This is a genomic window from Rhizobium sp. Leaf262, from assembly GCF_001422245.1.
Classification (GTDB): domain Bacteria; phylum Pseudomonadota; class Alphaproteobacteria; order Rhizobiales; family Rhizobiaceae; genus Agrobacterium.
Genome location: NZ_LMMM01000015.1, coordinates 209648 through 223175, shown reverse-complemented (window position 1 = coordinate 223175; position 13528 = coordinate 209648). Strand labels below are relative to the sequence as shown.

At 56.3% G+C, this 13528-nt stretch carries 9 protein-coding genes; 3 read left to right on the top strand and 6 right to left on the bottom strand.

Going from position 1 to position 13528, the window contains the following annotated elements; all coding sequences use genetic code 11:
* Window positions 1–9: 9 nt before the first annotated feature.
* The 4 genes from ASF29_RS13590 to ASF29_RS13575 all read right to left on the bottom strand — a co-directional run bounded on the left by ASF29_RS13590 (window position 10) and on the right by ASF29_RS13575 (window position 6693).
* On the bottom strand, window positions 10–1362 hold the full coding sequence (locus ASF29_RS13590; RefSeq protein WP_062451199.1) for an HlyD family type I secretion periplasmic adaptor subunit: 1353 nt from the start codon (window positions 1360–1362) through the stop codon (window positions 10–12).
* 4 nt (window positions 1363–1366) lie between these two features.
* Window positions 1367–3541: a type I secretion system permease/ATPase gene (locus ASF29_RS13585; protein ID WP_062451198.1), complete on the bottom strand. Its 2175-nt coding sequence runs from the start codon at window positions 3539–3541 to the stop codon at window positions 1367–1369.
* Window positions 3542–3565: 24 nt separating this feature from the next.
* Window positions 3566–5578 (bottom strand): hypothetical protein, encoded by a 2013-nt coding sequence (locus ASF29_RS13580; protein ID WP_062451197.1) that lies wholly within the window; start codon window positions 5576–5578, stop codon window positions 3566–3568.
* 140 nt (window positions 5579–5718) lie between these two features.
* Window positions 5719–6693: a hypothetical protein gene (locus tag ASF29_RS13575; RefSeq protein ID WP_062451196.1), complete on the bottom strand. Its 975-nt coding sequence runs from the start codon at window positions 6691–6693 to the stop codon at window positions 5719–5721.
* A gap of 842 nt (window positions 6694–7535) precedes the next feature.
* Between ASF29_RS13575 and ASF29_RS13565 the strand changes: the two genes are divergently transcribed.
* The 3 genes from ASF29_RS13565 to ASF29_RS13555 all read left to right on the top strand — a co-directional run bounded on the left by ASF29_RS13565 (window position 7536) and on the right by ASF29_RS13555 (window position 10558).
* The gene (locus ASF29_RS13565) at window positions 7536–8306 is read left to right on the top strand and encodes a response regulator transcription factor (protein ID WP_244473558.1); all 771 of its coding nucleotides are present in this window, start codon (window positions 7536–7538) and stop codon (window positions 8304–8306) included.
* A gap of 164 nt (window positions 8307–8470) precedes the next feature.
* Complete coding sequence (locus ASF29_RS13560; protein WP_156462670.1) at window positions 8471–10216, top strand: chemotaxis protein; 1746 nt, start codon at window positions 8471–8473, stop codon at window positions 10214–10216.
* A 108-nt stretch (window positions 10217–10324) separates the two neighbouring features.
* Window positions 10325–10558 (top strand): DUF2171 domain-containing protein, encoded by a 234-nt coding sequence (locus ASF29_RS13555; RefSeq protein WP_062451193.1) that lies wholly within the window; start codon window positions 10325–10327, stop codon window positions 10556–10558.
* Window positions 10559–10628: 70 nt separating this feature from the next.
* Here the strand turns inward: ASF29_RS13555 and ASF29_RS13550 are convergent, their stop codons facing one another.
* Together ASF29_RS13550 and ASF29_RS13545 are read right to left on the bottom strand one after the other, a co-directional pair.
* Entirely contained in the window at window positions 10629–11798 is a 1170-nt protein-coding gene (locus ASF29_RS13550) for an acetyl-CoA acetyltransferase (protein WP_062451192.1), read from the bottom strand.
* Between the two features lie 41 nt (window positions 11799–11839).
* Window positions 11840–13462, bottom strand: a complete 1623-nt coding sequence (locus tag ASF29_RS13545) for an ABC-F family ATP-binding cassette domain-containing protein (protein ID WP_062451191.1) — start codon at window positions 13460–13462, stop codon at window positions 11840–11842.
* Between the last annotated feature and the right edge of the window lie 66 nt (window positions 13463–13528).

Below are 13528 nucleotides of genomic sequence, written 5' to 3'. Positions count from 1 at the left end.
ATGCTGACGTCACCGTTCCTTGAACGCGCGCGACATGCTGTCTGTGATCGGCTTGGTCAGATATTCGATGAAGGTTCGCTCGGATGTCTGAATGAGTACATCGGCTGGCATGCCTGGAACCGGGTGGAAACCGTGCACTTTTGCGATTTCTTCGTCCGATATCTGGACGCGCACGATATAGACGTCCTTCACCTGCATGCCTGCATTTTCCTCGATGCTATCGGCGGAAACGTAAAAGACCTTGCCATCAAGCACCGGCGTCGTGCGACGATTGAGGGCCGAGAGGCGGATTGCCGCCGTCTGACCTTCGTGAAGCTGATCGATAGAAGTTCTCAATACCTGCGCTTCCAGAATGAGAGGGACATGGGCGGGGAGGATTTCCATGATCGGCTTGCCCGTTGTGATGACGCCGCCTGCCGTGTGATAGTAGGAGCGGATGACCGTGCCATTCACCGGCGAGCGAATGACAGTGCGATCCAGAACCTGTGCGGCCTCCCGCAATTGCTGGCGAACCCCATCAAGGTCGGCTTCGGCGGTTTCCAGTGCGTCAAGGGCGGCCTGCTTGTTGGAGTTGACGGCAATCACCGCTTCCTGCCGAAATTTTGCGATTTCGGCATCGCTCTGGTTCATTTCTCCATCCAGCCGCGATATGTCGCCCATGGCATCGGCAATGGCGCGTTCCAGAGCCAGCATATCGGTCTTGCGTATCACGCCGTCCTTTGCCAACTTGGCCTTGGAGTCCCGCTCCTGCTCGAGAAGGGATTGCTGACGCTCGAACGAGGCTTTCTGTCCCTGGTAGCCGATGAAGCGGAATTCGAGCGACTTGATGTTCTTTTCGACCAGATTGAGCTGCTCTTCCAGCTTGATCTGTTTGCTGTGAAAAACGACGTTCTGGCTCTGGATGATGGCGTTGACGTCGGCATCGCTTGCTTCGGCCATCACGATATCAGGAACTTTGAATGTCTTCTCTCCCTGGGCTTCTGCCCTAAGACGAGCGACGATCGTTTCCAGTCGCAATCGCTTCAGGTTGATCATGCGTTCGTTGGAGAGCGCAGCGGTCTTGTCGAGCACGACCAGCACGTCACCTTCCTTGACCACATCGCCTTCACTCACCATCATTTCCTTGATGATACCACCTTCCAGATGCTGGATGATCTTGTTGTTGCCGGTGGCCACAAAACTGCCCTGTGCAATGATTGCGGACGCCAGCGGCGCCGTACCCGCCCAGTAACCAAAGCCGCCGAACGAGGCGAAGAGGACGGCGAGACCGGTTATGCTATACATGCGGATGGAACGAGGAACCTCGCTGTACCACTCCGCCTGACCGTGGTCCGCTGCCTTTTGTTTTTTGCTGAAAAGCATGACCTTATCCTTCTATCTGGGGAGATTGCCCGCTCTGTGGACCGCGTTTGCCGGACAGTGCCGCAAGGACCTCGATGCGTTCACCGAACATGGCGACTGAGCCATCTTTCAGCACCATGATCTTGTCGACGCATTGCAGCAGGGAAGGGCGCTGGGTAATCGTGACTGTCGTGATGCCTTGCGTTTTCGCGTGGATCAGGGCCTTTGCCAGCGCCTGTTCGCCCTGGGTATCGAGATTGGAGTTTGGCTCGTCCAGCACCACGAATTTGGGATCTCCGAAGAATGCACGGGCAAGCGCAATGCGCTGCTTCTGCCCACCAGAAAGGGGTGCGCCATCGGCGGCGACAACGGTTTCGTAGCCTTGTGGAAAACCGGCAATCAGCTCGTGAACGTCGGCCAGCACTGCAGCCTGGTAGATTTGCTGGTCCTCGACATCATCACGCATGCGAGAAATGTTGGCCTTGATGGTGCCGGGAAAAAGCTGCACGTCCTGCGGCAGATAACCGATGCTTTCACCGAACTGGCGTTGATCCCAATTGCGCAGATCCATGAGGTCAAGCCGCACATTGCCTGATGTGGGAAGGATGGACCCCACCAGCATCTTGCCAAGCGTGGTCTTGCCGGAACCGGAGTTGCCGATGATCGCCAGCGATTCACCTTTTTTCAGCGAAAATGAGATGCCGTTCAGGATTACTTTTTTCTGGGGCGGTGGCACGAACAGAATGCGCTCCACATCCAGGCGACCTTCGGGGTTTGGCAGGCGCAGGCGTGGGAAGTTGAGTGGTGAGTTGACCAGCAACTGCTTGATGCGGCCATAGGACGATGCGGATTTGTTGAACTGGTGCCAGCCTTCGATTGCGCCTTCGATGGGGGCGAGTGCGCGACCGGAAACGATCGAGGCCGCAATCACCATGCCGCCGGTCAATTCGCCCGACAGCGACAGATGAGCTCCCCAGCCTAGCAGCGCAATCTGGGTAATCATGCGGCAGGCCTTCGAGACGCCAGAAAACATGATGTTACGATCCTGCGCAGCGACATGAGATTTCAGCGATCCAGCCGTTTCGCGGCCCCACATCTTCACTGCCTCGGGTATCATTGCCAGTGCGTTGATGATCTGCGAGTTGCGCGACATGCTGTCGAGATGGAAATTGGCGCGGCTGACATAGCCGTTGGCGTCGGCAAACTGCTTGGCCGTAAATTTCTGGTTCAGCCATGCGATGATGAAAAGCACCGCGCAGCAGGCCATGATGATGATGCCCAGATGTGGATGGACGAGATAGACCACCAGCACGAACAGCGGCATCAGCGGCGCGTCGAGAAAAGCGATCAGAGTTCCAGATGTCAGAAACGAGCGCAACTGCTGGAGATCCTGAAGGATCTGGTAATCCTTCCCGCTGCCGTGAAGGGACGCGCGAGCGGCGGCGCTGAGGATCGGTGCACCGAGCTGGACCTCGAGTTCAACAGCCGTGCGCATGAGGATAAAGCGGCGGATGGAATCCATGAAGGCCTGCAGCAACACCGCGCCGATGACGGCGATGGTCAGCATGACAAGCGTATCCATCGAGCGGCTGGTCAGGACGCGATCGGAAATCTGGAAGAGGTAGAGCGGAATTGCCAGGAGCAGAATGTTGATCGCGATGGTAAACAGCATCACGATGACCATGTTGCGCCGCACGGCAGCAATGCCCTTGGCCAGACTGACGGAAAAGTTGACGGGCTCGCTTCGTTTGTGAAAGGCGCTGTTGTTGCCGCCGCCCCCACCACCGCCTCCGCCATTCAGGTCGGGTTGCCTGCCGTTGCCGCCGCCTCCTGCGCTCACACGCCGCTCGTTTTCCCGGATCGGACCGTCATTGTTGTCGATGGTCTTGACGAAGGGCATTTCAGGGGTGGATTTGAGATCGGTCTTCACCTCTGGCGCATCACGCGATGCAGGTTGGACAGGTGGGATTTCGACCTCAGGGACTGCCCGCGCTTCGATGGTGATTTCGGCTGACGCCGGCGGCTGCCGGTGTGTCTCCGCTTTGGCGGCTGTGCTGGAAAGCTGCCGCAGATTGTCGACCGCCTCGTTGATGGCGGAGATGCATGCCTCTGTGAGATCGTTCTCTCCGTCGTCGCCTTTTGCGCCAGCCATATCCAGCACGCGGCCCTGCTCGATCTTTTCTCTTGAAATATGATCCATTTCAACTGTCCCCTGGAAGGCCGGTCAAGCGACCGCCGTTTGCATGACGTCGACGGGATGGGCTTGTGACCACGACAGATCGTGACCGGAGTTGAAGACCGCGTCGGCGTGATCGTCAACCGGGTGGTCGTCGTGGAGAAAAGCAATGATTTCATTGGCTAGAGGTGCTGGATGCGGTTGCGACGTATCGTTTTCCACAAGCCCGCCTTGAATCAGCACGGCGTCCGAATAGAGATGCCCGGCCACATAGGTCGAGCCGCCGAAACTGTCATAGTCCGTGATTTGCGCCACGTTGACGACTGCATTGCTGCCGGTGTCGATATGAACAGTCGCATTTTCGTTGTTGGCGAGCACCTTGGCTACCGCCTGCGTGACATCATCGGAATCGCCCAGTACGCTGACCTGTTTGATGTAGGTGACATCATAGAGATTGCCGGTGATATAGAGCACGTTGAGACCGGCATAGCCCGCGAAATTCGGGTCGGTCGAAAGCCCGTCGGGCATATGCGGATCGCGCTCGTTGATGGCCTTTGCGGCTTCCATCATGTAATCGGGCATGGTGTCGAAACGGTCGTTGGCGCCGACATTGTGGATCGACGCCTCATTCCATATCAAGTTGCCGCCTGATTGAACCGTGGCACCCGACGATGCGCCGTTCAGTGCGCGGACCCAGTCGTTATCGTACAGGACGGCTGTCTGTGAAATCATGTTCATGTCGAGGACATGGCCACCAACGATGACCAGATCGTACTGCATGCCGATGCCAAGGAAGCTCGCAAGATTGACAGCTCCGTTCCCGCCCGTCAGGACGCTGACATCGGCACCGGATGTCGTCACCGTCATCGTGTCGTTGTCAGTGACGAAATGGTATTGCTCGACCCAGTGAACGAAGGACACATCGCCTTCAACGTAGCTGACGCGCCAGGCCGTCGGAAAAATCGTGGCCTCGGTGGAGCTGTCGGTGTCACCGCCCTTGGTGCCTTCGCCGAAGACGGATCGTTGGAAGGAAGCGATGTTGTTGGCGACGGTGGCAGCGTGATCTTCCCGGGCGAAGCTGGATCCGATCTCGTCTCTGTCGCTATAAATGTAAGACTGGGTGATTGCATCGATCTGGTGATAATCGCCCATGACTGCCATGACCGGCGACATGACGCCGGTGTTGACGACCGACACGATGTTGGCCACGACATTGGCACCCGCTTCGACTTCCAGACTGTTGCCCGCACCGCCATGACTTTCCAGCGGAACGTCGCTTTCTTGTGGGTCCTCGGGCGGTTTGGCGATGCCCCGGTCGGGCATATAATCATCCACGTCAGGCAGTGCGCTGACGGATACGCCATTGACGTAGGTGCCGCTGATGGAATGATCGGCGAGGACGAAGTCCTGCGTTGTGCCCGTGCCCAGTGACGTAACGTCGTTTTCTCTGGCTTCTTCAATGTAATCGTGGAGGGTTTTGGCAACCGCCTGCAAACCTTCATAGGTGTCTGTGCGGTGAAAGCTTTCAAATGGGGTCATGCGAACGGTGTCGGCATAGAATTCCATGGTCCGTTCGGTGGCGAATGTCGTGTCGCGCATCGTGTTTGGACCATCTGTCATGTTGAGATAGTCGTCATCCTGCAACAGCGTGAATTGTGAGACGTGGGCGATCACCGAGCCCGGGCCCTGATAGAGAACGAGTTGAGGCTGCTCCTCATATCCGCCACCATGGCCTGGCAGCCGGTAATGCGGGGCGGTCAGGTCGCGGGATGCAATATCGTGAAGCCTGCGCAGTGCGTCTTCGAAAGACAGAGCCTGATGCGTGCGTGCGTGGCCGAAGTCGAGGTAGCCGGAGCGGTAGCGCACGCCGGGATCGTAATCCAGAAGCGATGTGTCGTAGCTCTGGTCGGTATTTTGCGCATCGTCTGGGCCTGGCAAGGCTGCGTCGTCGTGCAGTCCCTTGCCTTCCACGTAACGTGTCCTCAGCCGCGCCTCATCGATTTCCGTTTCGAATAGCCCGATGAAATGGGCGATCATGTCAGAGATTCTATCCGTATACATGGCTGTCCCTCCTCTTCAGACCCGCTCTGGCCACGCATGTGATGCGCGGTGCTGCCACCCGACGGGATCTACCGGCTGTCCAAACCGGAAACTGCACCGGCACGAGCCGGTGCAGTCTGTTCGATCTAGAAAGTGAGGTCTCAGGAAGAGGCGTCTTCGCCGACATGGTGGGAATCGCCACCAATGACGCTGCCTTCGAAGGAGTTGGTGAGAAGGTTTGCACCCTGTACCAGTTCCATATGGAAGCCGGAGTTTGCCAAGATCGCAGAGGCATTTGTCGAGCTGGTGCCCGCTGCATCGTCGCCTGCCTTGAGGTCCCAACCCTTGCCGTCCATCTCCATACCCTGTGCACCATCGGCGTCGCCGCCATTGGCACTCAGGTGGTTCTGGGCGTTCTGGTTGTCCATGCTGAAGTTGTAGGCAGTGTCCTGATCCGCCAGATGGCTGGCCTGAACCAAGCTGAATGCGCTGTCGTTGCCGTCACCGTTCAGCGAGTTGTTGAGGATGTTGTCGACGTCGAGCGAGAAGGAGAAGTCGTCGCCCAGGTTGAACGCGATGTCACCGCCAGCAACGCCCAGATTGCCGATGTCCTTGACATGTTCGATAGTCGAGAAATCGGTGTCGGTCTTGGAGAAGGCGCTGTTGAAGCTGTCGGTCGTGGTTTTGATGTCCGTGTCGGTATCGGTGTTGGAGTAGTTGAAGGTCTTGGTGTCCGTATCCGTATGCGTGATGACCTTCGTATCATTGTCGCTGTACGACTTGCTGTCGTAGCTCCAGTCATAGTCGCTCTTCACGCTGGTGTCCGCGTCGTTGACGTTGACTGTCTTGTTGTTGGAATTGGTGTCGTTGTCGCTATAGCTGGACGACTTGCTGTCATATTCCCAGTCGTAGCTGTTGCCCCGGTTGTCACCATTGTCGGTCGCGACCTGAACTTTGGCATCGACATCCAGATTCTGGCTGTTGTCGTTATAGGTGTTGTCGCGGTTGCCGCCGTTGCCTACGCCCACATTGCTGTCATCGACGTCGCTGTCATTGGTCGATGTGTTGGCGAAGCCCTCTGAAAGCGCGCCGATCTTGGTGATGTCGTCGCCGGCTGGCTGCTGATGATTTCCCATTTCAATTCCCTCCGAAAAAGTTCGGAGCAGCTTTCGGAATCCCTCTCATCTCAAATGGGATTTTACACGCGCTTGCTCCGATGTTCACACATTGCAGATGGACGCATGACGTTTCATCTGCGGTTCAAGACCCGGATTGTCCGGTTGTTGCTTTTGGGAATGCACAAGACGCTGTTACCAACATGCGCATCTCCGGCTCCGCAATCGCAAGCGACTGCAGATTTCATGCTTCTGGTTGTCAGGTCATTTCTCGGTTCGTCAGTGCATCGTTACGCAAACACAGATGATGCAGTGGCTTGGTCCGGTTGCGGTCTGTTGCAACGGGGCCGAATGTGTCCGAGATGGCGGTCGCTTACCAGTTGCTAAATGGGATTAAGCATCTCGTAACCATGCGGCGTCGGTCGAGATTGAGATCGAAAGGATTACAGGTCCATTTGCGAGCATATCAAAGACCTTTTGCGCGAAAATAGTGACAATACCGGTCGCTAAGCGCATCGAAAGGTCGATCTTCTTGCGACCGATGTCGGAGATATGGCAATCGGAAATTATGTCATAATAATTATACAACTGTATAATGTAGTTTTTATACATTTTCTAAGCAGCTGCTTACAAAACAAATTAGGAAAGTGAAAAATTCCCTGATTATTATGCGTTTTCAGCCGCACTAATCCGTTTGGGCAATTTCCTTCCGCTCGATTTCGTACTATTTCTCATGATTAATAAATAACTAAAATATTGGCTGGGGGATGTGAAATACGCCTTTAGCAGGCGCTTCACTGTTTCACCTTGCCTCTACATAGAACAGAGTATCTGCGTAACGCTGTAGGGAGGCGTATATGTTCATGGTCGCATCACGGGTTATAGACGCAAAACACAATAATAGGGCGTTATCTTCAGGGGGCACCATACTCGTTATCGCAAACGAGGATCTGTTTTCCGAATGTCTCGTGGAGGCATTGGGCAAAAAGTTTCCCGCTTGCACGATGTTGAGCACGACGCCATCCGCCTCCATACCCGAGACCCCCATGAGCGACGTCAAACTCGTTCTTCTTTATAAGCTGTCCGGCGCCCGCCTCGGCGATCTGCTGGCGGAAATCCGCGCCAAGCACCCGCTGGCCCGGATCGGGCTTGTCATCGATGCGATCGACATGATCGAGGCTTATCTCAAGCAACTGGTCGAAACCCGCATCATCGATGGCGTGCTGCCTTTGAACCTGCGGCTCGATGTCTTCATGGCAGCGGTCGATCTGCTGATCAAGGGGGGCGAGCATTTCCCGTCCGCACTGCTTGGCAGGCTGACATCGGGTCCCGAGGTCTCGCGAAGCACCGTATATGACACACGCGGCGTGGTCGCCAACAGGGCCGATGCGCTTGCCGCTCGCAAGAATGAGTTTTCGGCGCTCACGACACGAGAGGTTCAGATTCTGGATTTGCTGTGCAAGGGCACCCAGAACAAGATCATCGCGGACCGGCTTCATCTGTCGGAAAACACCGTCAAGGTTCATGTCCGCAACATCTACAAGAAGATGAACGTGCGCAACCGCACCGAAGCCGCGTCGCGTTTCTTCGGCAAGGACGATGCGTCAAATGATGGCAACAGATGGCGCAACTGATCCGGATGACACTGCGGCCCGCAACGCTCGCTTTCCGTTAACCAGCGCCGTATCTCAACTGTTAACTGTAATTGGCTTTATGCGAGTAATGGGTACCTGAGATTTACCTGTCGTTTTCTAAATCCGCCTAGCGTTCCTCTACAACGCAAGATCGGAAAACGACGATGACTAGTTTGCAGAAGTCCAACGAAGCCTACAAACTCGATCAGCAGGCCGAATTCAGTGCCAAGCTGACCGCCGCCCATGCCAAGATCGAGAAAAGATTTCTCGACGGCGGTGCGGTGCTTGTCTCCGTCATGGACATTCTGGGCAGTCTGACAGGCATTCTGGATGAGATGACCGGAACGCTGGATGGAAAAACTGCGAAAGACAACGTCGAAGGATTGCGTAAGACCATAAATGACCTCGCACAATTGCCGAAGACAGAAGAGCGCCGTCAGGCCAGCTTCAAGTCACTGGCGGATATGTGCGAAACCACAGGCGGTCACATCGACGACATCCATGAAACCATTCGATACCTCAAGACCTTTGCAGTGACCGTCAAGATCACCGGCGCGGGTCTTGCCGAATTCGCGGGATTTGCAGACGAGATCCGCGAGCGCATTCAGTCCGGTGCAGACGAAGTTGGGCGCTTTGCCAAAAACCTCGCCGTCATGCGCACGCAACTCATCAAGGCGCTTTCGTTCTCGTCCGGCACGAAGGCCGATTTCGATTCCACCATTCCGCATATCATCAAGGGCCTCACCGAAAACTCGGCGCGCATTTCGCAGCAGCATCAGGAAATGGCGGATATCGCGGCTCAGGCCAAGAAGATTGCCCAGACCATTCAGGGCAAGATCGGCTCGGTTCTTTCTTCGCTGCAGATCGGCGATATCACCCGCCAGCGTATCGAGCATATTCAAAGCATGCTCCAGATTCTGGATGATTTCTTTGCGTCTCCGGAAGGCAAGGCGCTCGACAACAACGAACGGGTGGTCCTGAGAGAAGCCGTGTTGCAGATGGCCAGCGCGCAGATGGATGAAACGGCTGCTGATTTCCACCGTGACTGCGGCAAGATCTTCACCAGCATTTCCAGCTTTGCCGACGATGCTGCGCGCATTCTTTCGCTCCGCGACGAATTGGTCGACAAGACCGTCAATAGCGACAGCAACGTGCTTGCGCTCATGGAGAAGGGCATCGTCGAGGCCTGCGATCTGGTGGCGCGCGTTCAGGAGAGCAGCGCCGACGCCGATGATGTCGTACAATCCGTCACGGATAGCTCGAAGGAACTGTCGCGCGGCATCGAGGTGCTCCGCTCGATCAAGATCGACATTCATTACATGGCGCTGAACTCAAACCTGCGCTGCTCGAAGCTCGGTGATGCGGGTCGTTCTGTCAATGTCGTCAGCGGCGAAATGCGTGTCTTCGCAGGCAAGCTCGAAACGCCTGCCGACGCTATTGTGGAAGAATTGCAGCGCGTCGAAACCATGACACAGCAACTGGCGCAGGAAGGCCGCGGTCTTTCTGCCGATCTCGCAGCTCCCCTGAAAGACGCGCTGGACTGTGTTCGGGTGGCGAAAACCCGGATGGAGACGGGTATCGACGCATTGGCGCAGGAAGGGCAGGCGGTCTTCACCCGCATCAGCTCGGCTGTGGTGACACTGGATTTCGAGAGCGAACTGGGCAATACCTTCAACGAATGCTGTCAGATTGCTGCCCAACTTTCTCAGGGCTTCAACGCTGATGTCTCGGGCTTTGCCGAGAAAATCGAGCCGTTCAGCCAACGTGTCTACAAGCTCTATACGATGTCGCAGGAGCGTGACATTCATCTGCGTTATCTGCCGGCGAATGCGTCGACATCAAGCGCAGCATCCGCGAGCCAGGCAGCCGTTGCGGATGATGACGATCTGTTTGCCGACGCCCTTTTCTAAGGGTGTCAGCAGCACACTGTCCGCGATACCGACAGAAAAAGCGGGAACGAAACCCGCTCAACTCCATTTCCTCCTTGCAGTTTGAAGAAACAAACGGAGGAAGCAGAAATGATTTCTGAAGATAAAATTCGCGAGCATATGGAAGTCCGTTCCGCTGATGGCAGCCATGTAGGCACTGTCGATCATATGGAAGGGAAGAGCCGGATCAAATTGACACGGACCGATTCCGATGATGGCAAGCACCACCTCATTCCACTTGACTGGGTCGACCATGTGGACGCCCATGTGCACTTGAGCAAATCGGCCTCCGACGTGCGAAGCAACTGGGAAACGATGAACTGAGACCGGTTGATAGAATTTCGAAATGCGGCTTTTGGGCCGCATTTTTATTTTTGGAACGTACCCGGCTTATTTATTTCATACGTTCCAATATCGAGACATAGTTGGCAACAGCCGTTCCGCCCATGTTGAAAACGCCAGCCAACCGCGCATCTGGAAGCTGCATGTCGCCTGCTTCATCCACAAGCTGCATAGCTGCCATAATATGCATCGAGACGCCGGTAGCACCGATCGGGTGCCCCTTGGACTTCAGTCCGCCGGAAGGGTTGACGGGCAGACGCCCGTCTTTCTGCGTTGTTCCATCTCTCACGACGCGGTAACCTTCACCTGGCGCTGTCAGACCCATCGCCTCATACTCAAGCAGTTCTGCAATGGTGAAGCAGTCGTGAGTTTCCACAAGCGACAGATCGAAGAGTTCCACGCCTGCCGTTTCCAACGACTTGGCCCAGGCCCGTCTTGCACCCTCGAATGCCAGGGGATCGCGACGGCTGAGCGCCATGATGTCGTTAACCTGCGTCCTTGCCCGAAAGCCTATGGCGCGATGAAGTGTCGCTGCCGTTTCTTCATCTGCGATAACAATTGCAGCCGCCCCGTCCGAAATCAGCGAACAATCCGTGCGGCGTAGAGGTGCCGCGACATAGGGGTTCTTGTCGGAAACGGTGTTGCAGAAATCAAAACCGAAGTCCTTGCGCATATGAGCATATGGATTGGCAGCACCATTCGCGTGGTTTTTGGCGGCAATCATCGCCAGTTCTTCCGATCGGTCGCCGTAACGTTGGAAATAGGCTTGCGCGATCCGCCCAAACTGGCCGGCAAAGCCGCCGTCGATATCGCCTTCCTCGGCGCGGTAGCACGCGGATAGCAGAATATCTCCCACCTCGGCTGTCGGAAGCGCGGTCATCTTTTCTGCGCCGACCACAAGGGCGATGCGTCCGCGACCGGCTTCGATGAAATCCATGGCGCTGTAGAGCGCCGCCGTGCCGGTGGCGCAGGCATTTTCGAAGCGCACGGCAGGCGTGTGGGCCAACCGTTCATCGCCCATGGCAACGAGGGCTGCTTGAAAGTCCTGCTTGGAAAAGCCGTTATTCATGACGCCGACAAAAATGCCGTCAATATCTGTGGCTTCGATACACGCATGCTCCATGGCCGGAGCGAGCACGGAGGCCATGAGTTGCTCGGTGTTCTCAAGCGGCGATTTGCCGAACTGTCCGTGGGCCCAGCCCACGATCTGTGCTTTACCCATCCTCGGTTCCTCCCAAAACCTCAGTGTGTCCTATTCCAAACCTATGATAGCAGCCCGGGAGCCTCCGCGCCCGTTCTTTCGACATATTCCGTATAGCCGCCACCATATTGGTGGATACCCTCAGGCGTCAGTTCCAGCACCCGGTTGGAAAGTGCTGCAAGGAAATGACGGTCATGCGAAACGAAGAGCATGGTGCCTTCATATTCGCCCAGCGCCTTGATCAGCATTTCCTTGGTGTCGAGGTCAAGGTGGTTGGTCGGTTCGTCCAGAACGAGGAAGTTGGGTGGGTCGAACAGCATGGCGGCCATGACGAGACGCGCTTTTTCACCACCTGAAAGCACCCGGCATTTCTTGTCGACATCGTCACCCGAAAAGCCGAAGCAGCCGCAAAGCGCGCGCAACGGAGCCTGTCCGGCCTTTGGGAAACGCTGTTCCAGCCATTGCAAAATGGTGGCCTCGCCATCCAACAGGTCCATGGAGTGCTGGGCAAAATAGCCGAGCTTGACACTGGCGCCGACATTGACGCTGCCGACATCCGGCTCGGCGGTACCCGCAATCAGCTTGAGAAGCGTGGATTTACCGGCCCCGTTGACGCCCATGATGCACCAGCGCTCCTTGCGGCGGATCATGAAATCCAGACCTTCATAGATGGTGCGCTGGCCATAGGCCTTATGCACCTGCTTCAACGACACGACATCTTCGCCGGAGCGCGGTGGCGTCTGGAAGTCGAAGGCCACGGTCTGCCTGCGTTTGGGCGGCTCGACGCGATCGATCTTTTCCAGCTTCTTCACACGGCTCTGGACCTGCGATGCATGCGAGGCGCGGGCCTTGAAGCGTTCGATGAATTTGATTTCCTTGGCCAGCATCGCCTGCTGGCGCTCGAACTGTGCCTGCTGCTGCTTTTCGCTCTGGGCGCGCTGCTGCTCGTAAAAGCCGTAGTCACCCGTATAACTCGTCAGCGATCCCGCATCGATTTCTATGATCTTGTTGACGATACGGTTCATGAACTCGCGGTCATGCGAGGTCATCAAAAGCGCCCCGTCATAGGTCTTCAAAAAGTTTTCAAGCCAGATCAGGCTTTCGATATCCAAATGGTTGCTCGGTTCGTCGAGCAGCATCACATCGGGACGCATGAGGAGAATGCGGGCCAAGGCCACACGCATCTTCCAGCCGCCCGAGAGCTTGCCGACATCGCCGTCCATCATCTCCTGGCTGAAGCTCAGGCCTGCCAGCACTTCGCGCGCACGTCCCTCGAGCGAATAACCATCCAGCTCTTCATAGCGCGCCTGCACTTCGCCATAACGCTCGATGATCTCGTCCATCTGGTCGAGCTGCTCCGGGTCGACCATACGGGCTTCCAGTTCGCGAAGCTCGGTCGCAACGGCACTGACAGGTCCCGCACCTTCCATGGCTTCCGCCACGGCACTGCGGCCCGCCATTTCGCCGACATCCTGATTAAAGTAACCGATGGAGACGTGCTTTTCGGAGGCCACCTGACCTTCATCCGGCTGCTCCTGACCGGTGATCATCCGAAACAGCGTCGTCTTGCCCGCGCCATTGGGGCCGACGAGCCCGACCTTTTCGCCCTTGTTGAGCGCAGCAGACGCCTCGATGAAGAGGATGCGGTGGCTGGCGGATTTGCTGATGTTTTCGATGCGGATCATTGGAGGTAACCGATAAGCTGGAGGATTGGCGTCCCTATGCCATGTCGGGCTCTTACTGTCACCCGA